Origin of the sequence: Thioclava sp. JE_KL1, from assembly GCF_009296265.1 — a bacterium.
Taxonomy (GTDB): Bacteria; Pseudomonadota; Alphaproteobacteria; order Rhodobacterales; family Rhodobacteraceae; genus Thioclava.
Map to the genome: position 1 here is coordinate 202,714 of NZ_WBJS01000001.1, position 23,526 is coordinate 226,239.

The window sequence follows — 23,526 nt, forward strand, 5'->3', positions numbered from 1 at the left end:
CGCGCCGCGCTCCTGACGCGATGCCGCTTTTCACCGCAACGCCGTCGCTTTCTCCCGCGCCCCTCCCCGGACTCGGGGTGATTGTGTCCCCACCCCCGGCGCGCTAGGAAACCGGGCGAAAGATCAAAAGGGATGCGACATGACCCAGACTGCCGACGCTTACGTTCTCACCGTTGCCTGCCCCTCGACGCGGGGGATCGTCGCGGGGATCGCGAACGTGTTGGCCGATCAGGGCTGCAACATCACCGACTCGCATCAGTATGACGACCCGAAGACGGGCCAGTTCTTCATGCGCGTCAGCTTCGTCTCCGAGAAGGGCAAGGATGCCGAGACGATCCGCGCCGCCTTCGAGCCGGTCGCCAAGGATTTCGAGATGGACTGGGCGGTCCGCGACTCCCGCGAGAAGATGAAGGTTCTGGTGATGGTGTCGAACTTCGGCCACTGCCTGAACGACCTTCTCTATCGCTGGCGCATCGGGGCGCTGCCAATCGAGATCGTGGGCGTGGTGTCGAACCACATGACCTATCAGAAGGTCGTCGTGAACCATGACCTGCCCTTCCACCACATCAAGGTGACGAAAGAGAACAAGCCCGAGGCCGAGAAGCGTCTTCTGGACGTCGTCGATGAGTCGGGTGCGGAACTGATCGTGCTGGCGCGCTACATGCAGATCCTGTCGGATGCGCTGTGCCAGAAGATGTCGGGCCGGATCATCAACATCCACCACTCCTTCCTGCCGAGCTTCAAGGGTGCGAACCCCTACAAGCAGGCCTATGAGCGTGGCGTGAAGCTGATCGGGGCGACCTCGCATTACGTGACCGCCGATCTCGACGAAGGCCCGATCATCGAGCAGGACACCGTGCGCGTCACCCATGCGCAAAGCCCGTCGGATTACGTCTCGCTGGGCCGCGATGTCGAGGCGCAGGTGCTTTCGCGCGCGATCCACGCCCATGTGCAGCACCGGGTGTTCCTGAACGACAGCAAGACGGTCGTCTTCCCGGCCTCGCCTGGCGCCTACGCCTCCGAGCGGATGGGCTGATCAGAGATGTAGGATGCCCGCCTCGGTCACGATCATGTCGAGAGGCTGATCGGTCGGCTCGGTGGGCACTTCCGGCACTTCCTGCGCCGCAAAAGCAAAGCCGATCGCCGTGACGGGGCCGCGGGCGCGCAGCCCCTCCAGCGTGCGGTCGTAGAAGCCGCCGCCATAGCCCAGCCGATAGCCCTTCGCGTCGAAAGCCAGTAGCGGCACGATCAGCACCTCGGGGGTGACCTCTTCGCCCTCCGCCGGGATATGCGCCCCGAACGCGCCCGCGATCATCTCGGTCTCGGGCGTCCAGCGGTGAAAGACCAAAGGCTGCGCCTCCGCGACCACCACCGGCAGACAGAGCGGCCCGCCATGGGCGACCATCGCCGGGCGCGGATCGGGCTCGGTGCGGATCGGCCAATAGCCCGCGAGCACCTTGCCCGCGAAGGGCTCCAGCGCCGCTGTCAGCGCACGGGTCGCCGCCCCGTCATCGGCGGCATGGGCCGCCTTACGCGCCGCGAAAGCGTCCTTGCGCGCGAGATCCTTGCTCATAGCAGAACCACAGAAGCCAGCCCGAGGAAGGCGAAGAAGCCCACCACATCGGTCATCGTCGTCACGAACGTGCCCGAGGCCAGCGCCGGGTCCGCGCCGAGCTTCTCCAGCGCCAACGGGATCAGGATGCCAGACAATGCGGCCACCACGAGGTTGATCACCATCGCCAACCCGATCACGATCCCAAGCTGCGCGCCCGAGAACCAGAAGGCGGCCACCGCGCCCATCACCACCGCGAAGGCCAGACCGTTCAGCAGCCCCACGATGGCTTCCCGTCGCACGACCCTCCAGACGTTGCTGTCGGTCAGGTCGCGGGTCGCGAGCGCACGCACCGCCACCGTCAGCGTCTGCGTGCCCGCATTGCCGCCCATCGAGGCCACGATCGGCATCAGCACGGCGAGCGCCACGAGCTGCTGGATCGTACCCTCGAAGATCGAGATCACCGCCGAGGCGAGAATGGCCGTCAGGAGGTTAATGAAGAGCCAAGGCAGGCGCTGACGCACGGTTTCCAGAACGGTATCCGAGATCGCGGATTCGTCGCCCACACCGGCGAGGCGGAGGATGTCTTCCTCGTGTTCCTCGTCGAGCACCGACATCGCGTCGTCGATGGTGATGACGCCGACCAAGCGGTCGTCTTCATCCACGACCGGGGCAGAGATCAGGTGATACTGGTTGAACGCATAGGCCACGTCGCCCTCGTCCTGATAGGCCGAGATCTTGCGGAACTCTTCCTCGCAAATCTCGATCAGCTTCGAGGCGCGCGGGGCGGACAGGATCCGTCCCAGAGTGACATTGCCGACCGGATGATGGCCCGGATCGACAAGAGTCACGTGATAGAACTGGTCGGGCAGCCATTTGGCTTTCCGCAGAAAGTCGATCGTCTCGCCCACCGTCCAATGCTCGGGGGCGGTCACGACCTCGCGCTGCATCAAGCGACCGGCGGAATATTCGGGATAGCCCAGCGATTTCTCGACCGCGGCCCGGTCGGTCTCGTCGAGCGCGCCGAGGATCGCTTCCTGCTGCGGCTCCTCGAGGTCTTCGATCAGGTCGACGACGTCATCGGAATCGAGCTCACGGACAGCGTCGGCCAGAACTTCCGGCGGCAGGCTCGCGAGAACCTCCTCGCGGATGCCCTCGTCGATCTCGGTCAGGATCTCGCCGTCGATCTGGCGGCCCCAGAGGCGCAGAATCTCGCGCCGCTCATGGCCGGAGACCTGTTCGATAAGGTCGGCGATATCGGCGGCGTGCAAGGGCTCGAGCAGTTCGCTCAGGCGATCTGCATCTTCCTGCTCGACGGCATCGAGAATTTCCTCGACCAGCTCTCCGCTCAGCCGATAATCCTCTTCCTCGCGCTCTGTCTCTTCGGCAAGTGCTTCGGCCATGTCGCCCCCATTCCGATCGCGCGTGAAACATAGCTGTTTTCTCGCAGATGGACAGGGGGGCGATGGCGAAAAAGAAGCGCCGCGACGGCAGAGATTTACCTTCGCCCCGCCCCGCCCTAGCATGGCGCGTCGGACAGGAGAGAATGATGGCTGAACTGCACCTTGGGCAGGTTCTGGAATACCGTGGCGACGCGCTTGTCGAAGGGCCGGAGGCAGTCTCGCACCGGCGCCGCGGCGGTATGCTGATCGACGGCGGTATGATCGCCGCCGTGGGCGAGGCCGACGATCTGCGCGAGACCCATCCGCAGGCCGAGATCATCGATCATGGCGATCATCTCCTGTCACCCGGTTTCGTCGATGCGCATGTGCATTACCCGCAGACCGCGATCGTCGCGAGCTGGGGTAAGCGGCTGATCGACTGGCTCAACACCTATACTTTCCCCGAGGAGATTTCCTTCGCCGATCCCGCCCATGCCGAGGAGATCGCGACCCGCTATCTCGATCTGGCGCTGATGAACGGCACGACGTCGATGTGCAGCTATTGCACGATCCATCCCGCCAGCGTCGAAGCCTTCTTCACCGCCGCCAAGGCGCGCGGGATGCGCGCCGCGGCGGGCAAGACCTGCATGGATCGCCACGCCCCCGAGGCTTTGCGCGACACCCCGCAATCGGCCTATGACGACAGCCGCGTCCTCTTGCAGAAGTGGCACGGGACTGGCCGGCTGAGCTATGTCATCACGCCGCGCTTCTCGCCCACCTCGTCGGCGGATCAGCTTTGCGCCCTAGGCGCGCTCTGGGCGGAGCATCCCGATTGCCTGATGCAAACCCATCTGAGCGAGCAGGTGGACGAGATCGCTTGGGTGCGCGAGCTATATCCCACCGCGCGCGACTATCTCGACACTTACGAGACTTATGGCCTGCTGGGCGAGAACGCGCTTTACGGCCACGCGATCCATCTGGAACCGCGCGAGGCCGACCGGATCAAGGAGGTCGGCGCGGCGCTGATCCATTGCCCGACGTCGAACACGTTCATCGGCTCGGGGCTGTTCGACTGGCCGACGCGTCTGGCCGAGGGGCAGCAAATCGGGCTGGCCACCGATACCGGCGGCGGGTCGAGCTTCTCGATGCTGCGCACGATGGCCGCCGCCTATGAGATCGGGCAGCTGACGCATCAGCCGCTGCACCCCGCGCAGCTTTGGTGGCTGGCCACGCAAGGCTCGGCCCAGTCGATGCGGATGGGCGACAAGATCGGTGCGCTGGCGCCGGGAATGGAGGCGGATTTCATCGCGGTCGACCTCGCCTCGACGCCTGCCATTTCGCAACGCGCAGCGCGGGCGGAGGATATCTGGGAGGCGATCTTCCCCACGATCATGATGGGCGACGACCGCGCGATCGCGGGCACCTGGGTCGCCGGCAAGCGGCTGCATTGAGCGATCCGGCCTTCGAGAGAATCTACGCCCGCGCGCCTTTCACGGTCGATTTCCTAGACGGTGCGGGCAGTGATCTGGTGATCTCCTTCGCCTCGATCGGCCATGACTCCAGCCGCCCGCCCGCACCGGAATTCGTCGCCACTGCCACGGGGCGCGGCACGCCCGGCTTCCCGCGCCGAGCGTTGTTCATCAGCGACGAAAGCCGCAGCTGGGCAAACGATCCGGGTTTCGCCCCTGCCCTGCGTGCCGCCTTGGCAGAGGTGACGCGCCGCCGCCCCGTCACCCGCATCGCCGCCATTGGCCTTTCGATGGGCGCGGTCTCGGCGCTGGTCGCGGCTGAGGTGATCCCGATCGATGTGGTGCTCGCGCTGTCGCCCCAAGTCTCGGTCAAACCGGGCGTCGTGCCGGGGGAGACGCGCTGGAGCGAGTGGACGGGACAGATCGCGACCTTCGCCCGCGAGATCACGCCGCTCCCGCCCGCGCCCTGCTGGACGATCCTGTGCCACGGCGCGCATGACGACCTGGATCAGGCGATGCCTTTCCCGCGTGCCTCGAATGTCGACCACCTGATCTTCCCCGATCTCGGCCATTCCGACCTCGGGCCGCATCTGAAGGCGCGCGGCGGGCTATCGGGGCTGATGGAGGCCGCCCTTGCAGGCGACCGACGCCGCCTGCTGCGGATCGCGAGCACAGCCGGTGCCGTGCGGCGCGCGAAATTCAGCCCATAAGTCGTGCCGCGAGACGGTTCTGCGTCTCGATCACCCGCGGCAGGTCGATCGTCACCACCTGCCCATCGCGCACCACCTGACGACCCTCGACGAAGAGATGCTTCACCTTGGGCGGCCCGCACAGCACCAGCGCCGCGACCGGATCCCATGCGCCTGCCGCCTCCAGCCCCGAGACATCCCAGATCGCCACATCCGCGCGCTTTCCGGGCGCGAGCACGCCGCAATCGGGACGGCCCAACACCTGCGCCCCGCCCAAAGTCGCGATCTCCAGCGCCTCGCGCGCGGCCATCGCGTCGGCGCCGTTTTGCACCCGCTGCAGCAGCACCGCCATGCGCGCCTCGCCGATCAGAGAGCCTGCATCATTCGAGGCCGAGCCATCGACGCCAAGCGCCACCTTCACCCCCGCATCGCGCATCTGCCGCACCGGCGCGATGCCCGACCCCAGACGGCAGTTCGAGCACGGACAATGCGCAACGCCCGTCTTCGTGCGCGCGAACAGGTCGATCTCGCCCGCGTCCAACTTCACGCAATGCGCGTGCCAGACATCGTCGCCGGTCCAGCCCAGATCTTCCGCATACTGCCCCGGCCGACAGCCGAACTGTTCGAGGGAATAGGAGATATCCTCGTCATTCTCGGCCAGATGGGTGTGCAGCATCACGCCCTTGTCGCGCGCCAGCAGGGCCGCATCGCGCATCAATTCGCGCGAGACCGAGAAGGGCGAGCACGGCGCGATCCCTACCCGGCACATCGAGCCCTCGCTTGCATCGTGGAACGCGTCGACGACCCGGATACAGTCGTTCAGGATCGCGTCCTCGCGCTCCACCAGACTATCGGGTGGCAACCCGCCATCGCTCTCGCCGATGCTCATCGCGCCGCGCGTGGGGTGGAAGCGCAGGCCCAGCTCGGCGGCGGCGTGGATCGTATCCTCCAGCCGCGCGCCATTCGGATACATATACAGATGATCGGAACTGGTGGTGCAGCCGGTGAGCGCCAGCTCCGCCAGCCCCACCTGCGCCGAGACGCGGATCTCCTCGGGGCCCATCTTCGCCCAGATCGGGTAGAGCGTCTGCAGCCAGCCAAATAGCAGCGCGTCCTGGCCGCCCGGCACCGCACGGGTCAGCGTCTGGTAGAGGTGATGATGGGTGTTCACGAGGCCCGGCGTGACGACGCAGCCCTTGGCCTCGACCACCTCGCCCGGGCTTTCCAGCCCCGGCCCGACGGCCGCAATCTGCCCGTCGCGCAGCAGCAGATCCGCGCCCTTCAGCTCGCGCCGGGTGCCGTCCATCGTGACGATCACCTCGGCGCCCCGGATCAAGATCTCGCCCATCGCGCGCTCCTATTGGCTGGTTTCGCCAGAGCCTAGACCGCGCGGATGGGCGAAGACCAGAGGCGCTCAGCGCCCCATCGCGTAGAACTCGGGGTTCGGCGGGATCGCAGCCATGTTCACCAAGCGGTTCGACAGGCCGAAAAACGCGGTGATCGCGCCGATGTCCCAGATATCGTCATCGGTGAACCCGTGGGCGCGCAGCGCTTCGTAATCGGCCTCCTCGACCTCCTGCGCGCGCAGGCTCACCTTCATTGCGAAATCGAGCATCGCGCGCTGGCGCGGCGTGATCTCGGACTTGCGGTAATTCACCGCGACCTGATCGGCGATCAGAGGGTTCTTGGCGCGGATGCGCAGGATCGCCCCATGCGCGATCACGCAATACTGGCACTCATTGGCCGCCGAGGTCGCCACCACGATCATCTCGCGCTCGGCGATCGTCAGGTTGCCGGGCTTCTCCATCAGCGCGTCATGATAGGCGAAGAAGGCGCGACACTCGTCGGGCCGGTGCGCCAGCGCGAGGAAGATGTTCGGGATGAACCCGGCCTTCTCCTGCACCGCCTCGATCCGCGTGCGGATATCCTCGGGCATGTCGGCGAGTTTCGGCACCGGATGCCGGCTGATCTTGTCTTGCATGTGGGGTCTCCTCTCTTCCGCCGCCACTATGCACAGCTGCGACGGGGCCGAGGAAATGACGTTGCGGCAATCGCGCTCAGAGGTCGAGCGTGATCCACACCGGCACGTGGTCCGAGGGCTTGTCACGGCCGCGGATTTCCTTGTCGATGCCGACATCGCGCAGCAGATCCGCCGCCTGCGGGCTTAGCAGCAGATGGTCGATCCGGATGCCGTTATTCTTCTGCCAGGCACCCGCCTGATAATCCCAGAACGAGTAATGCCCCGGCCCTTGCACGCGGGCGCGGAACGCCTCGGTGAAACCGAGATTGAGGATACGGCGGAAGGCTTCGCGGCTTTGCGGCAGCGCCAGCGCATCACCGCGCCACGCCTCGGGTTTCGCGGCATCCTCGTCCTGCGGAATGATGTTGTAATCGCCCGCCATCACGAAGGGCTCTTCCAGCGCCAGCAGCTCTTCCGCGCGCGCCTTCATCCGGGCCATCCATGACAGCTTGTAGGCGTATTTGCCGCCCTCGACGGGCTGGCCTGCATCGTCCAGCTCCACCGGGTTGCCATTGGGCAGATAGAGACCACAGAGCCGCACCGCGCCCTTGTCGCCGACCACGGTGGCCTCGATCCAGCGCGCCTGTTCGTCGCTCTCATCGCCGGGCAAGCCGCGCGTCACATCCTCCAGAGGCAGCTTCGAGAGGATAGCGACGCCGTTGAAGCTTTTCTGGCCGTGCGTCTCGACCGAATAGCCCAGCTCTTCGAAGAGCTCGCGCGGGAAACCCTCGTCAACCGACTTGATCTCCTGCAGCAAAGCCACGTCGGGCTCGGCCTCCTTCAGCCAATCGACCAGCGCCTGATGGCGCGCCTTGATGCCGTTGATGTTGAAGGTGGCGATTTTCATGAGCGGCTCCGGGGTTGGCAGTCGCGAAAGGTGTAACGGATCGCGGCGGGCGCGGACAGGGCGGAGTTAGCCCTCCTCGCTTTCCTCCGTGTCGATCCCGTGACGCTCGAACAGCTTCGCTTGCGACATGATGAAGGCGATCATGATGATCGGCAGACCGAAGGTCTTGAAATCGACCCAATGCGCGTCCGACATCGTGCGCCAGACGATCTCATTGGCCACGGCAAGGCCCAGAAACAGCCAGACGAAGCGCTTGGTCAGGATCATCCAGCCCTCATGCGCCATCGGCATCGCCTCGTTCATCACCAGTTGCAGCCAGGCCTTGCCGCGCAGCAATCCGGCCCCGAGGATGCCCGCAAACAGCAGATAGATGATCGTGGGCTTCATCTTGAAGAAGGTCGGATCGTTCAGCCAGACCGACAGCCCGCCAAAGATCGCCACCAGCACGAGCGTCGCGATCTGCATCGCCGAGAGCTTGCCGGTCAGCAGCCACAGAATCAGCGTCGTCGCCGCGATCAGCGGGATGAACAGCGCGGTGGCCACGACGAAGCCCGAATAGTCGGTGCCGAGGATCGTGTAGGTGCCGTCCTTGAGCCGGTTGAAGGCGACGAAGAACACGATGAGCGGCCCCCAGTCGAGCGCCGCTTTCACCCAGGGGGAAATCTTTTTCTCTGCCATCTGCCTTTACCTGCCTGCTATCTCAACGATCACGGCCCCTGCCGCGATCAGCGCCATCAGAGCCGTGCGCCGCGGCCCCACTTTCTCGCCCAGCACGAGCCAGCCGATAAGCGCTGCGAAGACCGTAGACGTCTCGCGCAGCACCGCCGCCTCGCCCACCTTGTCGAGCCGTGTCGCCAACATGATCGAGCCAAAGGAGAAATAAGCAACAATCGCGCCGATAACACCCCTCTTGATGAGCGGCACCATTTCCGAACTCGGCAGCTTCGTCCAGCGCCGCGCGGTGAAGATCGGCATGAACCAGCCGTCGATGAAGAAGAACCACGCAAGGAAGGTGAACGGATCGGCGGTCGCGCGGATGCCATAGGCGTCATAGGTGGTGTAGAGCGCGACGAAAGCGCCGGTCGCCACGGCCAGCATCAGGGCGGGCACCATCGTGTCGCGATCGACCGTCACATTGCGCAGATTGTAAAGCGCTAGCCCGTATATGCCCGCCAGAAGCGTCGCCACCCCGGCCCATTGGCCGATCGTGAAATGCTCACCGAAGATGAACCCCGCCCCGATCACCGCGAAAAGCGGTCCGGTGCCGCGCACCACCGGATAGACCACCGTATAGGCTCCGCGCTGGTAGCAGGCCGCCTGCAAGAGTTTGTAGGCGACATGGATGAAGAAGACGCCCACGAAGATCGGCCACATGAAGGGCTCGGGCCACGGCACGACGAAGAGCGCGAAGGGGGCCGCGATGATCCCGTAGCTCGCATCGATCGCGGCGCGGCTGAGCCACGGATCGTGCCGCCCCTTCTGTAGCGCCCCGAACAGCGCGTGAAGAAAGGCGGCGAGCAGAGCGAGGCTCAGCGCGAGGTGCTTGCCGGTCTCGGTGCCCGAGACGGAGATGATCCAGTCGCTCAAGGGGAAGTCCTTCGTGATGTCGGCGGCAAGGGGGCGCTGCCCCCTCTGGCCTCAGGGGCCATTCACCCCCGGGATATTTCGACCAAGGGGAAGAGGAAAGGCGCATCCCTCTCTTCGTTCTTGCACAAATATCCCGGGGGGCGCGCGCAAGCGCGGGGGGCAGTGCCCCCCTTCTCGACCTCAGTCTTCGAGACCGACGAGGGCTTGTGCGAATTCCTCCGGATCGAAAGGCGCCAGATCGTCGAGCTGTTCACCCACCCCGATCGCGTGGATCGGCAGGCCGAACTTGTCGGCCAGCGCCACCAGAACGCCGCCCTTCGCGGTACCGTCGAGCTTGGTCATCACCAGGCCCGACACGTTCGAGATCTTGCGGAACACATCGACCTGCTGCAGCGCGTTCTGCCCCGTCGTCGCATCGAGCACGAGAAGCGTGTTATGCGGCGCGGTCTCGTCGACCTTGCGGATCACGCGGACGATCTTGGCCAGTTCTTCCATCAGGTCGGCGCGGTTCTGCAACCGGCCCGCCGTGTCGATCATCAGAAGGTCCGCACCTTCGGCCTCGGCCTTCTTCATCGCATCATAGGCGAGCGAGGCCGGGTCCGAACCTTCAGGCGCTGTCAGCACCGGCACGCCGGCGCGATCGCCCCAGACCTGAAGCTGCTCGACCGCAGCTGCGCGGAACGTGTCGCCCGCGGCGATCACCACCTGCTTGCCGGCGGCGCGGAATTGCGAGGCGAGCTTACCGATCGTCGTGGTCTTGCCCGAGCCGTTGACGCCCACCACCAGCACGACCTGCGGTTTTTTCGGGTAAAGCGGCAGCGGTTTCGCGACCGGTTCCATGATCCGGGCGACCTCTTGGGCCAGCAGCCCCTTGATCTCGGAGACCGAGAGCTTGCGGCCCATCCGCCCCTCGGCGAGGTTCGCCGAGACGCGCAGCGCGGTGTCCACGCCCATGTCGGAAGCGATCAGCAGCTCTTCGAGGCTTTCGAGCATCTCGTCATCGAGGACGCGGCGCGGCTCGGCCACTTTCGCCTCGCCACCGCCGAAGATGCGGCCCAGAAGGCTGGGCTTCTTCGGCTCGGGGCTGGGACGTTCGGGCGCGGGCTCGACGTCGAGCGGCGCCTTGGCGATCTGCGCGTGCTCCTCCTCGACCGGTTCGGTCACCGGCGCGGGCACATAGCCGGGCGCTGGCGGCGTCGGATCAGGGAGGTTGATCGTCTCGCTGTGCGGCGGCTCGGGTTCGGGTTCCGGCTCTGCCTCGGGCTCAGGTTCCGGGGCGGGTTCGGCGCGGGTCTGCGGCGCGGCCTCGGGGGAGGTCTCTGCGGGCGTCGCGGGCGCGGAAGGTTCCGGCGTCTCCGCGACCTCGTCTTCACTGGCCGCATTCTCGGCGACGATATCCTCGAGGCCCTGCTCGAGCTTCGAGGAGGAACGCGTCAGACGCGATTTGAGCTTTTTGAAAAACGACATGGATCAGGCCTTTCCTTACGCTCCACCTAGTTCATCGCAGGCCCGGATGGAAGGCTTATCCCCCGGCAAAACCCGATCCCGCGCCCCAGCCGATCAAGGCCTGACCGCCCCAGTAGAGCACCCAGAGCGCGCGCGCCGCCAGCTGTTTGCGGCCCGCGTCGCGCAGCACGAACATCTCCAGCGCGAGGATCAGGTCAGAGAGGACGAAGGCGAGGCTGCCCACGATCACCATCAGATAGCCCGCAGGCAGGCCCATCGCCACCGCCGCCATCGCCACGATGATCCAGATGTAGCTGCGCACCGGCCAGCACAGCCCGCCCGTGCGCGGCAGCAGCCAGAACTCCGCCGACAGCCCCAGGGCGATGAGCGGGATGGTCCAGGCGGAGGGCCGCGCGCCGATGTCGAGAAACCCCAGAAGATAGGCCAGATGCCCCGCCGCGAAGGCCGCCATGCCGATCAGGAAGGCCCGTTGACCGGGGCGCGACAGGGCGAAATCGCCCGCCGCCCCGAGCGCGAGGCCCGCGAGGATCGCAAGCGGCGCGCCCATGGCCGCCGCCATCGGAATCAGCGCCACGACGGAGGCGGTCTTCACAAGGGTTTTCGCGCCGCTTTCCCCAGCGCCTGCATGGCGCGCGAGGTAAATCAGCGCGAAGACGGCGGCGATGAGGAGACTGATCGGGGCTGCGGACATCATGGCCACATCTCGCGCAGAAAAGCCCGGCTGCCGCAAGCGGGGTCATAAAAGGGTCGAAATTGGCGAAAGAATAGCGCAAAACCATTGCACTATTGAGAGTGAGCGAAGCGGACCCGCAGCACGTGACCCAAGGCAAAGACCCTTCACGCAAGCGCCGCCTGAGCGGAGCAATTGCAAATCTGCTGCGGCGGTCGCGCGAGATCCCCGGGGTCGACAGTTTCGCGGTCGTGACGCTTCTGCCGGTGCCGCTTCTGCTGGTGGCGGGCGTCTTCGGCGGGATCGCGGCCTGGGCGGCACTGGTCTGGATCGGGCTGTGCATCTTTATCCTGGATGAGGCGCTGAAGCATCCCTCTCCCGATGCACCGGAAGGCTCGGAATTTCCGGCAGCGGATGCGCTCTCGACGACATTGGCGGTGGTGCATTTCGTGCTGCTCGTGCTCGGCGTAGCGGCGATGTCGGGGCATACGCTGCTGGAGGGGCCAAGCTGGATCGCGGTCTGGCTGGCCTTCGGGCTATTCTTCGGGCAGGTATCGAATTCCAATGCGCATGAGATGATCCATCGCTCGGACAAACGGCTCTTTCTGCTGGGGAAATGGGTCTATATCTCGCTGCTCTTCGGGCATCACACCTCGGCGCATCGGCTCGTCCATCACCGCTTCGTCGCGACGCCGGACGATCCGAATTCCGCGCAGCTTGGCGAGGGGTTCTGGTCGTTTGCGCCGCGAGCCTGGATCGGCAGCTTCGTCGGCGGCTACGAGATGGAGCGCAACCGCTTCGCCCGTCTGCCCGCGATCGATCCGAAAGCGCCGCTGAGCGCGCGGATCAAGGCGAGGATCGCGCGGCTCGGCCCCTACCCGTCCTATCTGCTGGGTGGACTGTGGTTCGCGGTGCTGTTCGGGATGCTCTTCGGGGCGGAGGGCGTGGTGGCTTACCTGATGCTCTGCGCCTATGCGCAGGTGCAGATCCTGCTCGCCGATTACGTCCAGCATTACGGTCTGTCGCGCAAGCGTCGCGGCGATGGCAGCTTCGATCCGGTCGATGCGCATCACAGCTGGGATGCGCCCGCGCCGATCACCTCGCTGTGGATGCTCAACGCGCCGCGCCATTCGGATCACCACGCGCATCCGGCGCGGGAATACCCGGCGCTGCGGCTTGGCGATCTGACCGAACCGCGGCGGCCCGTTCTGCCGCGTAGCCTGCCCGCGATGGCGGCGCTGGCGCTGTTCCCGCCGCTCTGGCGCAAGGTCATGGACAAGCGCGTGAAGGCATTGGGCAAAGCGCAGCCAGTCGGCACCGAAGGGGCGAGCGCGCGCTAGGCAAGCGGTCTGCGATCTGGCAGGTTGGGTGAAAGACCTTGCCGGAGCCTCCCCCATGCGCCCGAACCCGATCCTGACTTTATCCCTTGCGGCCTTGGCTCTGATGCCGACGCTTGCGCGTGCCGCCGATCCGCTCGGCCCACCGCTCAATGCGGAGCAATTCGATCAGCGGACCGTCGGACGCACAATCACCTATTCGGTCTTCGGCCAACCCTACGGCTCCGAGCAATACAAGCCCGGCCACAAGGTGATCTGGGCCTTCACCGAAAGCGAGTGCAAGGAAGGCGACTGGTATCAGGACGGGCAGTATATCTGCTTCGATTACGGCGAATATGCGCCGCTGCAATGCTGGACCTTCTACGACACGGCGCAGGGGCTGCTCGCACAGTTCAAGGGCGATCCCTCGCAGGAACCGCTGGTGAGCCTGTCGGAAAGCCAGGATCCGCTGGTCTGTCAGGGCCCCGACGTCGGCGTGTAAGCCTCAGAACAGACTGCCCTGAGACGGACCGGGATCGGGCTTTTTCTTCTTCGGCTTCGGCGGGGCCGCGCTGCCGCCCCCGCCCGGGATGACAGCGAGCTTGCCATCGGCGAACTCGATCTCAAGACCGGGCTGTTTCTCCGCCGCTGCCTGCGAGGTCACCACGCCATCGGGGCCGCGCACCACCGCATAGCCGCGCTTGAGCGTCTCGGTATAGCCCAGCGTCTGGCGCATCCGGTCGAGCCGCTCGAGCCGTTCGCGCTGCGCCTCGATCCGTGCGGGAAAGGAGCGCTCGAGCCGGGCTTCCAGCCCCGCCAGCCGCTCGGCGCCGTCGCGGTTGCGCCGCTGCGCATCGCCGATCATCCGCACCCGCGCCGCATCCAGCCGCCGCGCAAGCTGCGTGTGATCCTGACCCGCGCGCCGCATCCGCGCCGCAGGTGCCGGCGCCAACCGCGCCGACAGCCCCTCGATCTCGCGCGAGCGATCCCGAATGAAGCGCCGCAGCAGGTTCGGCGAGATTTGCGCGGCCAGCGGCGCGAAACGTGTATTCTTGCGCAGCACCAGCGTGCGCAGCGCAGGCCCCAGCCGCTCGGCCCAGAGATCGAAGCTTTGCCGCGCCGGTTGCGTCAGCGCCTCGGGACGGCCCAGCCCGCGCGCCAGATCGCGCAGCCGCTGGCCGCGCTGATCGAGCCGCCCGCGCGCCGCCCGCATCATCCGCGTCTGCGCCTCCGACAGCCAAGCGGCCAGTTCGGCGCGCACCGGCACCGCCATTTCCGCAGCCGCCGTGGGCGTGGGCGCACGCCGGTCGGCGGCGTGATCGACGAGGGTCGTATCGGTCTCGTGGCCCACGGCTGAGATCACCGGGATGTCGCTTTCGGCCACGGCGCGGACCACGGCTTCTTCGTTGAAGCCCCAGAGGTCTTCGATCGAGCCGCCGCCGCGTGCGACGATGATCAGATCGGGGCGCGGGATCTCCCCGCCCGGCGCCAGCGCGTTGAAGCCCCGCACCGCGCGCGCCACTTCCGGCGCACAGGCCTGCCCCTGCACCGCCACCGGCCAGATCAGCACATGGCGCGGGAAGCGGTCGGCGAGCCTGTGCAGAATGTCGCGGATCACCGCGCCCGAGGGCGAGGTCACCACGCCGATCACCTGCGGCAGCCACGGAATCGGTTTCTTGCGGCCCGCGTCGAACAGCCCCTCGGCGGCCAGCGCCTTGCGGCGCGCCTCCAGCATCGCCATCAGCGCGCCCGCGCCCGCCGGTTCGACATTGTCGACGATCAGCTGATATTTCGACTGGCCCGCGAAAGTCGTCATCCGGCCCGTGGCGATGACCTCCATCCCCTCCTCGGGGCGGACCTGCATCTTCGCCACCTGCCCCTTCCAGCTGACGGCGGCGATCACCGAGCGGTCGTCCTTGAGGTCGAAATACATATGGCCCGAGCGCGGCATCGACACACGGCCCACTTCGCCACGCACCCGGACGCGGCCGAATTCGCCCTCGATCACCCGCTTCACCGCCCCCGAAATCTCGGAGACGGTGTAGTCATGCGCGTTCGAGCCGCTTTCGTCGTCGAGAAGGTCCATATGCCTGCCTGCTTGAGCGTTGGTCCGGGGCGCCTTGCCTCAGAGTTTCGCGCAGCTTAGAAGGCGGGAAAGCGAAGGCCAAGGGGGCGAGCGATGAACATTCTGGTTCTGGGCGGCGGCGGGCGCGAACATGCGCTGGCTTGGGCGATCAAGCAAAATCCGAAATGCGACCGGCTGATCGTGGCCCCGGGCAATGCCGGGATCGCGCAGATCGCCGATTGCGCGGCGATCGATCCGAACGATGCGGCGGCGGCGCTGGAACTCTGCGAAGCCAACGCGGTCGATTTCGTGGTGATCGGGCCGGAAGCGCCGCTCGCCGCGGGCGTGGCCGATGCGCTGCGAGCGCAGAACATCCTGACCTTCGGCCCCTCGGCGGAGGCCGCGAAGCTGGAAGCCTCGAAAGCCTTCACGAAAGAGATTTGCGACGCCTGCAACGCGCCCACGGCAGCCTATGCCCGCTTCACCAGCGCGGAAGGCGCGAAGGGCTATGTCCGCGAACAGGGCGCCCCGATCGTAGTGAAGGCTGACGGGCTGGCCGCCGGAAAGGGCGTGATCGTCGCGATGACGCTCGATGAGGCGTTCAATGGCATCGACGAGATTTTCGGCGGCGCGTTCGGCAGCGCAGGCGCGGAAGTCGTGATCGAGGAATTCATGGAGGGCGAGGAAGCCTCGCTCTTCGTGCTGTGCGATGGCGAGAACGTGCTCGCCGTGGGCGGTGCGCAGGATCACAAGCGCGTCGGCGAAGGCGATACCGGCCCGAACACCGGCGGCATGGGGGCCTATTCCCCCGCCCCGATCCTGAGCCCCGAGATCGAGGCGAAGGCGATGGACGAAATCGTCCGCCCCACCGTCGCCGAGATGGCCAAGCGCGGCACCCCGTTCCAGGGCGTGCTCTATGCCGGGCTGATGATCAAGGATGGCCAGCCGCGGCTCGTGGAATACAACGTGCGCTTCGGCGATCCCGAATGTCAGGTGCTGATGCTGCGGCTCGGCGCACAGGCGCTCGACCTGCTGCTGGCCTGCGCCGAAGGGCGGCTGAACGAGGTGCAGGCGCAATGGGCCCCCGATCACGCGATGACGGTGGTGATGGCCGCGCAGGGCTATCCCGGCGCCTATGAAAAAGGCTCGGTGATCGGCGGGCTCGACGCGCTACCCGAAGACGGCTCGCGCATGGTCTTCCACGCGGGCACCTCTGAGAAAGACGGACACGTCGTCGCAAGCGGCGGCCGCGTTCTCAACGTCACCGCCCGCGGCGAGAGCCTGCAGGAAGCGCGCGATCGGGCCTATGAAATGGTCGACGCGATCGACTGGCCCGAAGGCTTCTGTCGCCGCGATATCGGCTGGCGCGCGCTGAGCTGAGGCGTGGCAGGGGGCGCAGCCCCCGCTCGCGTTCCGCGAGCCCCCCGGGATATTTCCACCAAGCCGAACGGGCGCAACGGAACATTAACTACGCTCACGTTATCAAGGATTCGCGGAACAGGCGGGGACGCCGATGACCGCCCAAGACGAACGTGCCCGGCTCGCCCGCCCTTCTGCGGATCGAGTCGGGTATTTTTCGTTTTCGGCTTGGGTCAAATATCCCGGGGGGCTGGCACAGCCAGCGGGGGCAGAGCCCCCTCGCTTGGCGCGTCCCAAGATCGCCGGCTCGCTGTCCTCTTGCGTCGCTAGGTGCTTGCAACGCGGCTCGGCGCCGCCTGCCGAAACGTCAGGCAGGAAAATTCCTCTTCGCGCAAAATTTCCTCTTGCAGCCTACGCCGCTATCCCCTAAATCCGCCTCCACCGAACCGGCGCGGGCGTAGCTCAGGGGTAGAGCATAACCTTGCCAAGGTTAGGGTCGGGCGTTCGAATCGCCTCGCCCGCTCCAGTTCGGTCAAATACCCAAGGATGCGGGCGTAGCTCAGGGGTAGAGCATAACCTTGCCAAGGTTAGGGTCGGGCGTTCGAATCGCCTCGCCCGCTCCAATACAAAAAAGCCTCCCTTCGGGGAGGCTTTTGTTTTTCCGCCCCACTGCCCGTCAATCGACATGCCCCCGCTTGAGCGCGCCCCCTGCCCCGGCCTATAAGGCGGTGAGTTTCAAGGAGGCGCCCAATGCGCAAAGCCACCATCAGCCGCAAGACCGCCGAGACCGAGATCAGCGTCGAGATCGATCTCGATGGCACCGGTCAATTCGATAACAAGACGGGCGTGGGCTTCTTCGACCACATGCTCGACCAGCTCGCGCGGCATTCGCTGATCGACATGACCGTGCGCGCGAAGGGCGACCTGCATATCGACGACCACCACACGGTCGAGGACACCGGGATCGCGCTGGGTCAGGCGCTGGTGCAGGCGCTCGGCGACAAGCGCGGCATCCGCCGCTACGGCCATTTCGCGCTGGCGATGGATGACACGCAGGTGCAATGCGCGCTGGACCTGTCCGCGCGCCCGTTCTTCGTGTGGAATTGCGACATGCCCTCGCCGAAGATCGGCACGTTCGACACCGAGCTGGTGCGCGAGTTCTTCCAGGCGCTCGCCACCCATGGCGGGATCACGCTGCATATCGACCGCGTGCATGGCTTCAACAGCCACCACATTGCCGAAGCCGCGTTCAAATCGGTCGCCCGCGCCCTACGCATGGCGGTCGAGACCGATCCGCGTATGGGCGGCGTGCTGCCTTCGACCAAAGGGGCACTTTGATGCTCACGGCACTTGTCGATTACGATTCGGGCAACCTGCACTCGGCCGAGAAGGCGTTTCAGCGCATGGCGAACGAGACCGGCCACGGCACGATCGTCGTGACCTCGGAGCCCGACGTCGTCGCGCGCGCCGATCGGATCGTGCTGCCGGGCGACGGGGCGTTTCCGTCCTGCAGCGCGGCGCTCTATCGCTTCGAGGGGCTGGCGCAGGCGATCGAAGAGGCGGTGATCGTGAAAGGCCGCCCCTTCCTCGGGATCTGCATCGGCATGCAGATGCTGGCGACGCGCGGGCTCGAGTTCCGCGAGACCGAGGGGTTCGGCTGGATCCCCGGAGAAGTGGTGAAGATCGAGCCTTCCGATCCGTCGATGAAGGTCCCGCATATGGGCTGGAACGATCTGGTGGTCGGCTACAATCACCCGGTGCTGAAAGGCATCAACACCGGCGATCACGCCTATTTCGTGCATAGCTACCACTTCAACGTAGCCGAGCCCGAACACCGTCTGGCCTATGCCGAATATGGCGCCGAGATCACCGCGATCGTGGGCCGCGACAATATCGTCGGCACCCAGTTTCACCCGGAGAAATCTCAGGCCACCGGTTTGCGGCTGATCGCGAACTTCCTCGGCTGGAAACCCTGATGGCGCCCAAGGCGGTTCTGTCGTGGTCCTCGGGCAAGGATTGCGCGATGGCGCTCCATGCTTGCCGCACGGAAGGTCACGCGGATGTCGTGGCGCTGCTGTCCACGACCAACGAGGCTTTCGACCGGGTCGCGATGCACGGCACGCGCAATGAGCTGCTGCGCCGTCAGGCGAAGGCCGTGGGCCTGCCGCTGATCGAGGTGCCGCTGCCCTGGCCCTGCTCGAACGAGGATTACGAGGCGCGGATGGCCTCTGCCATGGATCAGGTGAAGGCGCTTGGCGTCGAGACGATGGTCTTCGGCGATCTCTTCCTCGAAGACGTGCGCGATTACCGGATCGAGAAGCTGAAACCGCTGGGCGTCGAGGCGCTCTTCCCGCTCTGGCAGCGCCCCACGGATCAGCTCGCGCGCGAGATGATCGCGGCGGGGTTCGTGACCCATCTGGTGACGGTGGATCCGAGCAAGCTCGACCCCAGCTTCGCGGGGCGGCAGTTCGATGAAGGCCTGCTGGCCGATCTGCCCGAAGGCGTCGATCCCTGCGGCGAGAATGGCGAGTTTCACACCGCCGTCAGCGCGGGCCCGACCTTCGACGCGCCGATCCCGGTGCGGGTGGGCGAGACGGTGATGCGCGACGGCTTTGCCTACGCAGACCTGATCCCCGAGTAAGCCCGGCGAGAAATCCCGGCCCGCCGCGTCATCGCAGGGGCCGGGGAATACATCACTTCACGCGCTGCCAGTCCTGCGACTTGCAGAACAGGCCGCCCGCCACGCAACCGGCCAGCGCCATCGCGTTGCCGTTCACGGTGACCTTGCCGAGGTAGATCTTGTTGTTGGACGGGCGCCAGACCTTGCCCTGGTATTTGTTGTTGCCCTTCGGCTCCATCCCGATCACGAGCTGCTTGCCGAGGTTCTCCGACTTGTATTCGCCGCCATCCTTGAAGGTCTTCACGATGGTGCCGCAGAACTTCGACCCGCAGGGCGCGATGTCCACATAGGCATAGGCGCCGTCATCGGGCTGCGTTTTCCAGGTGCCCTCGATCGGGTCGGCAAGCGCCGCGCCTGCGCCCAGTGCCAGGGTCGCTGCGGCGATCATCAAAGTCTTCATGGCAAATCTCCTCCCTTTTGCCTGCTGGCCGCATCAGGCCATACAAGAGCGATTCCCGGCAAGACTGACGTGACGTCCGCGTCAGGCTTGGAAAATCCGCGAACCCGTGGCAAGAGGCATCGCGACAGTTCAGGAGTGCCCACAGATGATCCTCTACCCCGCAATCGACCTCAAGGATGGCCAATGCGTGCGTCTGCTGCATGGCGAGATGGACAAGGCCACGGTCTTCGGCGACGACCCGGCGGCGCAGGCGGCCAAATTCGAGGCGGCGGGTTGCGAATGGGTGCATCTGGTGGACCTCAACGGTGCCTTCGCGGGGGAGCCGGTGAACGCCGCCGCCGTCGAGGCGATCCTGTCGCGCATCAAGGTGCCCGCACAGCTGGGCGGCGGCATCCGCGACATGGCGACGATCGAGCGTTGGCTGGAAAAGGGTCTGGCGCGGGTGATCCTCGGCACCGTCGCGGTCGAGAACCCCGATCTTGTGCGCGAGGCGGCGAAAGCCTTCCCCGGTCAGGTGGCCGTCGGGATCGACGCGCGTAACGGCAAAGTCGCGACCAAGGGCTGGGCGGAAGAGACCGATGTGATGGTCACCGATCTGGCGAAGTCCTTCGAGGACGCAGGCGTCGCCGCGATCATCTACACCGACATCATGCGCGACGGCGCGATGGGCGGGCCGAATATCGCCGCGACCGAGGCACTGGCCCGCGCGGTCGAAATCCCGGTCATCGCGAGCGGTGGCGTGTCGTCCTTGCCCGACCTGATTGCCCTGCGCGACACGGGCGTGATCGCGGGCGCGATCTCGGGGCGCGCGATCTATGACGGCGCGCTCGATCTGACCGAGGCGCTGGCCGCGCTGCGCGCCTGACACAGCGCTGAGGAAATCCACCGCAAGTGACACAAATCATTGCGCCATGTGAATTTCCGCGTGAGGGTTAACCCAGCGTTAACACCAAGTGTGGAGGGTGCCATGAAACGCATGATGACGATTGCCGCGGTGACCGCTTGCCTCGCAAGCGCGGCCATGGCGAATGATACCAAGGGCTTTGTGGGTCTGAACTGGACCTTCGGCCCGGGCGCGAGCGGCCTTGAAGGTGTGTTCGGCGCGATGAATTACGACCTCGATCCGGATGGCGACATCAACGGCGCGAAGCTGTCATTGCATCTCGGCATCGGTCCGGGGCCGGTGCAAGGCAAAATCAAGCTGACCGGCGTCGCCGGACAGGACAACGCCATGGCGGAACTGGGCATGGGCTACGGCAGCCGCGGCTGGTTCGGCACGGGCGGGCTGATGGGCGAGCATTGGACCGTCGGCGGCGATCTCTTCTTCCAAGGCGGCTGGGAAGGCTTCGGCGGCATTCACAGCCTGCAATTCGATCGGCCGAAAGCGCCCACAGCGCCGCCTCCGCCGGCCAATGAAGCCGTCATCGGCTCAACAACGAACCTGAACTGACGATCAAGGGCGGCTCAAGCCGCCCTTTTCCTTAGCTCAAGCGCCCACCGACTTACGCACCATATCCCAGTAGATATCGGCCACGGTAGCGCGGCTCAGACGCCCGCCCTCGCGGAACCATGTATTCACGCCCGTCAGCATCGCGATGATCGCCATCGTCGCAAGCTTGGTATCGGGGATCAGGAACACGCCCTCGTCCTGCCCCGCCTTCAGGATCGCTTCCAGCTCGGTCTCGTAGGTCTTGCGCAGCCCTTCGATCACCGCGAAATTCTCCGGGCTGAGGTTGCGCAGCTCCATGTAGCTGAGGAACACCGCCTCCGCCCGCTCGAGGTTGAAGCGAATGTGGAAGCGCACGAAACGCTCCAGCCGCGCATGGGCATCGCCGCCGCCGGGCTCGGCGTGCCACGCGGCGATCAGCTCGTCCATGTGGGTCTTGAGCAGATCGAACAGCAGCGCCTCTTTGTCGGGCGTATAGAGGTAGAGCGCGCCCGCCTGGACCCCCACCGCACCGGCGATCTGGCGCATCGAGACAGCGGCAAAGCCGTGCCGCGCAAAGAGCCTTTGCGCCTCGGCGCGGATCTTCGGGCCGGTAATCTCGGAATGGGAGCCAGTCTTGCGTGCCATGATACCGACGCTAACTGAACGGGCGTTCATTATCAAACCCGATTTGCGGCGCAATCGGCACTGGCAATGGGGCCGCGCGCGCAATAGTTTGCCCCTGTCCCGAGAGGAGAAACCATGCGCGCCCCTGCCCTGATCGCCCTGTTTGCCTTGCTGGCCTCGCTCGCCGCCTGTTCGAAACAGTCGATGGAGGGCTATCCGACGCTGCTGCCGATGGACGAGATCCTGACCGATCAGCCCCTCACCCCCGACCCGGCCCCCGAGCTGGAGGCGCGCGCCGATGCGTTGCGCACCCGCGCAGACGCGATGCGCAGCCAATAAAATCACGCCATAGAGCGGTTGAAGCCGCACGCCGCGTTGCCCTGCCTGCGCTTTCCCGCTAACAGGGCGCAAACCACCCAGTTTCTCTAATGAGGTCCCTATGTCCGCCGTCTCAGATACCGCACCCTTGCGTCTTGGCATCGCGGGTCTCGGCACCGTGGGCATCGGTGTGGTGAAGATCGTACAACGCCATGCAGATCTGCTGGCAGCCCGCGCGGGCCGTCCGGTCGAAATCACCGCCGTCTCGGCCCGCGACCGCACTAAAAACCGCGATGCGGACCTGTCGAGCTATGCATGGGAAGACGATGCGGTGACGCTCGCGCAGCGCGACGACATCGACGTCTTCGTCGAACTGATGGGCGGCCATGAAGGCCCCGCGAAAGACGCGACCGAAGCCGCGCTGAAAGCGGGCAAGGACGTGGTGACCGCGAACAAGGCGTTGCTCGCGCATCACGGTCAGGCGCTGGCGGAACTCGCCGAAAGCCTCGGCCGCACGATCCGCTACGAGGCCGCTGTCGCGGGCGGCATCCCGGTCATCAAGACGCTGACCGAAGGGCTTGCCGGCAACGGCATCCGCCGCGTGATGGGCGTGATGAACGGCACCTGCAACTACATCCTGACGCGGATGGAAGATGCGGGCCTGCCCTATGACACGGTGTTCGAAGAGGCACGCGCGCTTGGCTATCTCGAGGCTGATCCGAACCTCGACGTGGGCGGGATCGACGCGGGCCACAAGCTCGCCATCCTCGCCTCAATCGCTTTCGGCACTCAGCTCGCTTTCGACCACGTGACGCTGGAAGGGATCGGGCGCATCTCGATCGACGATATCCGCCGCGCGGGCGATATGGGCTACAAGATCAAGCTTCTGGGCGTCGCGCAGATGACCGGCCGCGGGCTGGAGCAGCGGATGACGCCGTGCCTCGTGCCCGCCACCTCGCCGCTGGGTCAGCTGACCGGCGGCACCAACATGACGGTGCTGGAAGGCGACTCGGTCGGCCAGATCGTGCTGCGTGGCGCGGGTGCGGGCGAAGGCCCGACCGCGAGCGCCGTGATGGGCGACGTGATGGACCTCGCACGCGGGTTGCGGCTGCCGGTCTTCGGCCAGCCCGCAGACAAGCTCGAGGCCCCCACCCCGGCCGTCACCGCGATCCCGGCGCCCTATTACCTGCGCCTGCAACTGTCGGACAAACCCGGCGCGCTGGCGAAGGTCGCGACCGTTCTGGGCGAGGCGGGCGTCTCGATCAGCCGGATGCGCCAATACGGCCATGCCGACACCTCGGCCCCGGTGCTGATCGTCACCCACAAGACGACCCGCGACGCGATCGACGCCGCGATCGACGCCCTGCCCGCGACCCGCGTAGTCGAGGGCGAGCCGATCGCGATCCGCATCGAAGAGGTCTGAGAGACGCGCGGCGACAATTATCGCGCCGCGTATCGCCCTCGTCCTTTGATCGGACCTGAGCCGCGTGGAAGCCCCGCGCAGGGCCTTTGACTCCCGATCGCGCCGGTTGTCACCGTGCTTATTTTCGTGCCTGCCGGCGGCAACAAGCCCCTCAATCCGTGCCATTTTTCGCCGCAACATGGGCGGGCCCTGCATGTTAGCGTTCACGGGGTTGCCCTTCGGTCCCCCA

General features: G+C 65.9%; 25 protein-coding genes and 2 tRNA genes. 15 read left to right on the forward strand and 12 right to left on the reverse strand.

Annotation, left to right across the window (positions count from 1 at the left end; all coding sequences use genetic code 11):
* The first annotated feature begins 139 nt into the window (after window positions 1–139).
* The gene (gene purU / locus F8R15_RS00735) at window positions 140–1,036 is read left to right on the forward strand and encodes a formyltetrahydrofolate deformylase (RefSeq protein WP_152842913.1); all 897 of its coding nucleotides are present in this window, start codon (window positions 140–142) and stop codon (window positions 1,034–1,036) included.
* On the opposite strand, the gene F8R15_RS00740 is transcribed toward purU, so the two are convergent.
* Window positions 1,037–1,573 (reverse strand): 5-formyltetrahydrofolate cyclo-ligase, encoded by a 537-nt coding sequence (locus F8R15_RS00740; protein ID WP_152842915.1) that lies wholly within the window; start codon window positions 1,571–1,573, stop codon window positions 1,037–1,039. It abuts the gene before it with no gap.
* Window positions 1,570–2,955, reverse strand: coding sequence for a magnesium transporter (gene mgtE / locus F8R15_RS00745; protein WP_078519646.1), 1,386 nt, complete (start codon window positions 2,953–2,955; stop codon window positions 1,570–1,572). Before mgtE ends, F8R15_RS00740 begins: the two co-directional genes overlap by 4 nt.
* Before the next feature lie 146 nt (window positions 2,956–3,101).
* Between mgtE and guaD the strand changes: the two genes are divergently transcribed.
* Together guaD and F8R15_RS00755 are read left to right on the forward strand one after the other, a co-directional pair.
* Window positions 3,102–4,385, forward strand: a complete 1,284-nt coding sequence (gene guaD / locus F8R15_RS00750; RefSeq protein ID WP_152842917.1) for a guanine deaminase — start codon at window positions 3,102–3,104, stop codon at window positions 4,383–4,385.
* Window positions 4,382–5,113, forward strand: a complete 732-nt coding sequence (locus F8R15_RS00755; RefSeq protein ID WP_152842919.1) for a hypothetical protein — start codon at window positions 4,382–4,384, stop codon at window positions 5,111–5,113. Before guaD ends, F8R15_RS00755 begins: the two co-directional genes overlap by 4 nt.
* Here the strand turns inward: F8R15_RS00755 and F8R15_RS00760 are convergent.
* The 7 genes from F8R15_RS00760 to F8R15_RS00790 form a co-directional block, all read right to left on the reverse strand.
* A complete protein-coding gene (locus tag F8R15_RS00760) occupies window positions 5,103–6,440 on the reverse strand; it encodes an 8-oxoguanine deaminase (RefSeq protein ID WP_152842921.1) in 1,338 nt (445 codons plus the stop codon). The genes F8R15_RS00755 and F8R15_RS00760 overlap by 11 nt on opposite strands.
* Before the next feature lie 66 nt (window positions 6,441–6,506).
* Window positions 6,507–7,073, reverse strand: a complete 567-nt coding sequence (locus F8R15_RS00765) for a peroxidase-related enzyme (RefSeq protein ID WP_078539717.1) — start codon at window positions 7,071–7,073, stop codon at window positions 6,507–6,509.
* 76 nt (window positions 7,074–7,149) lie between these two features.
* The gene (gene xth, locus F8R15_RS00770) at window positions 7,150–7,959 is read right to left on the reverse strand and encodes an exodeoxyribonuclease III (protein WP_152842923.1); all 810 of its coding nucleotides are present in this window, start codon (window positions 7,957–7,959) and stop codon (window positions 7,150–7,152) included.
* A 66-nt stretch (window positions 7,960–8,025) separates the two neighbouring features.
* Window positions 8,026–8,637 carry an inner membrane-spanning protein YciB gene (locus tag F8R15_RS00775; protein WP_078519652.1) on the reverse strand — a complete coding sequence of 204 codons (612 nt, stop codon included), beginning with the start codon at window positions 8,635–8,637 and terminating at the stop codon, window positions 8,026–8,028.
* 6 nt (window positions 8,638–8,643) lie between these two features.
* Window positions 8,644–9,546, reverse strand: a complete 903-nt coding sequence (locus F8R15_RS00780) for an EamA family transporter (protein WP_152842924.1) — start codon at window positions 9,544–9,546, stop codon at window positions 8,644–8,646.
* Window positions 9,547–9,726: 180 nt separating this feature from the next.
* On the reverse strand, window positions 9,727–11,013 hold the full coding sequence (gene ftsY, locus F8R15_RS00785) for a signal recognition particle-docking protein FtsY (protein ID WP_152842925.1): 1,287 nt from the start codon (window positions 11,011–11,013) through the stop codon (window positions 9,727–9,729).
* A 55-nt stretch (window positions 11,014–11,068) separates the two neighbouring features.
* Complete coding sequence (locus tag F8R15_RS00790) at window positions 11,069–11,707, reverse strand: lysoplasmalogenase family protein (protein ID WP_152842926.1); 639 nt, start codon at window positions 11,705–11,707, stop codon at window positions 11,069–11,071.
* Between the two features lie 122 nt (window positions 11,708–11,829).
* Here F8R15_RS00790 and F8R15_RS00795 point away from each other — a divergent pair, with 122 nt between their 5' ends.
* Entirely contained in the window at window positions 11,830–13,023 is a 1,194-nt protein-coding gene (locus F8R15_RS00795; RefSeq protein WP_368730986.1) for an alkane 1-monooxygenase, read from the forward strand.
* Window positions 13,024–13,078: 55 nt separating this feature from the next.
* On the forward strand, window positions 13,079–13,501 hold the full coding sequence (locus tag F8R15_RS00800) for a hypothetical protein (protein WP_083079155.1): 423 nt from the start codon (window positions 13,079–13,081) through the stop codon (window positions 13,499–13,501).
* A 3-nt stretch (window positions 13,502–13,504) separates the two neighbouring features.
* Here the strand turns inward: F8R15_RS00800 and xseA are convergent, their stop codons facing one another.
* Window positions 13,505–15,085, reverse strand: coding sequence for an exodeoxyribonuclease VII large subunit (gene xseA / locus F8R15_RS00805; protein WP_152842927.1), 1,581 nt, complete (start codon window positions 15,083–15,085; stop codon window positions 13,505–13,507).
* Window positions 15,086–15,178: 93 nt separating this feature from the next.
* On the opposite strand from xseA, the gene purD reads away from it, so the two are divergent.
* The 6 genes from purD (at window position 15,179) to F8R15_RS00835 (ending at window position 19,064) form a co-directional block, all read left to right on the forward strand.
* The gene (purD, locus tag F8R15_RS00810; protein ID WP_152842928.1) at window positions 15,179–16,444 is read left to right on the forward strand and encodes a phosphoribosylamine--glycine ligase; all 1,266 of its coding nucleotides are present in this window, start codon (window positions 15,179–15,181) and stop codon (window positions 16,442–16,444) included.
* 430 nt (window positions 16,445–16,874) lie between these two features.
* A tRNA-Gly gene (locus F8R15_RS00815) sits at window positions 16,875–16,949 on the forward strand.
* A 22-nt stretch (window positions 16,950–16,971) separates the two neighbouring features.
* Window positions 16,972–17,046, forward strand: a tRNA-Gly gene (locus F8R15_RS00820).
* 127 nt (window positions 17,047–17,173) lie between these two features.
* Window positions 17,174–17,761 carry an imidazoleglycerol-phosphate dehydratase HisB gene (hisB, locus tag F8R15_RS00825; protein ID WP_152842929.1) on the forward strand — a complete coding sequence of 196 codons (588 nt, stop codon included), beginning with the start codon at window positions 17,174–17,176 and terminating at the stop codon, window positions 17,759–17,761.
* A complete protein-coding gene (gene hisH, locus F8R15_RS00830; RefSeq protein WP_152842930.1) occupies window positions 17,761–18,399 on the forward strand; it encodes an imidazole glycerol phosphate synthase subunit HisH in 639 nt (212 codons plus the stop codon). The genes hisB and hisH overlap by 1 nt, the downstream gene beginning before the upstream one ends.
* Window positions 18,399–19,064 (forward strand): adenine nucleotide alpha hydrolase, encoded by a 666-nt coding sequence (locus F8R15_RS00835; protein WP_172976135.1) that lies wholly within the window; start codon window positions 18,399–18,401, stop codon window positions 19,062–19,064. The genes hisH and F8R15_RS00835 overlap by 1 nt, the downstream gene beginning before the upstream one ends.
* A 52-nt stretch (window positions 19,065–19,116) precedes the next feature.
* Here F8R15_RS00835 and F8R15_RS00840 read toward each other — a convergent pair whose 3' ends face one another.
* The gene (locus F8R15_RS00840; protein WP_152842932.1) at window positions 19,117–19,503 is read right to left on the reverse strand and encodes a DUF2147 domain-containing protein; all 387 of its coding nucleotides are present in this window, start codon (window positions 19,501–19,503) and stop codon (window positions 19,117–19,119) included.
* A 145-nt stretch (window positions 19,504–19,648) separates the two neighbouring features.
* Between F8R15_RS00840 and hisA the strand changes: the two genes are divergently transcribed.
* Together hisA and F8R15_RS00850 are read left to right on the forward strand one after the other, a co-directional pair.
* Window positions 19,649–20,368, forward strand: a complete 720-nt coding sequence (gene hisA, locus F8R15_RS00845; protein WP_152842933.1) for a 1-(5-phosphoribosyl)-5-[(5-phosphoribosylamino)methylideneamino]imidazole-4-carboxamide isomerase — start codon at window positions 19,649–19,651, stop codon at window positions 20,366–20,368.
* 102 nt (window positions 20,369–20,470) lie between these two features.
* Window positions 20,471–20,953: a hypothetical protein gene (locus F8R15_RS00850; RefSeq protein WP_152842934.1), complete on the forward strand. Its 483-nt coding sequence runs from the start codon at window positions 20,471–20,473 to the stop codon at window positions 20,951–20,953.
* 36 nt (window positions 20,954–20,989) lie between these two features.
* On the opposite strand, the gene F8R15_RS00855 is transcribed toward F8R15_RS00850, so the two are convergent.
* A complete protein-coding gene (locus F8R15_RS00855) occupies window positions 20,990–21,577 on the reverse strand; it encodes a TetR/AcrR family transcriptional regulator (RefSeq protein WP_078539730.1) in 588 nt (195 codons plus the stop codon).
* A gap of 114 nt (window positions 21,578–21,691) precedes the next feature.
* Here F8R15_RS00855 and F8R15_RS00860 point away from each other — a divergent pair, with 114 nt between their 5' ends.
* Together F8R15_RS00860 and F8R15_RS00865 are read left to right on the forward strand one after the other, a co-directional pair.
* Window positions 21,692–21,895, forward strand: a complete 204-nt coding sequence (locus tag F8R15_RS00860) for a hypothetical protein (RefSeq protein ID WP_098410351.1) — start codon at window positions 21,692–21,694, stop codon at window positions 21,893–21,895.
* A gap of 100 nt (window positions 21,896–21,995) precedes the next feature.
* Complete coding sequence (locus tag F8R15_RS00865; RefSeq protein ID WP_152842935.1) at window positions 21,996–23,297, forward strand: homoserine dehydrogenase; 1,302 nt, start codon at window positions 21,996–21,998, stop codon at window positions 23,295–23,297.
* Window positions 23,298–23,526: the final 229 nt, after the last annotated feature.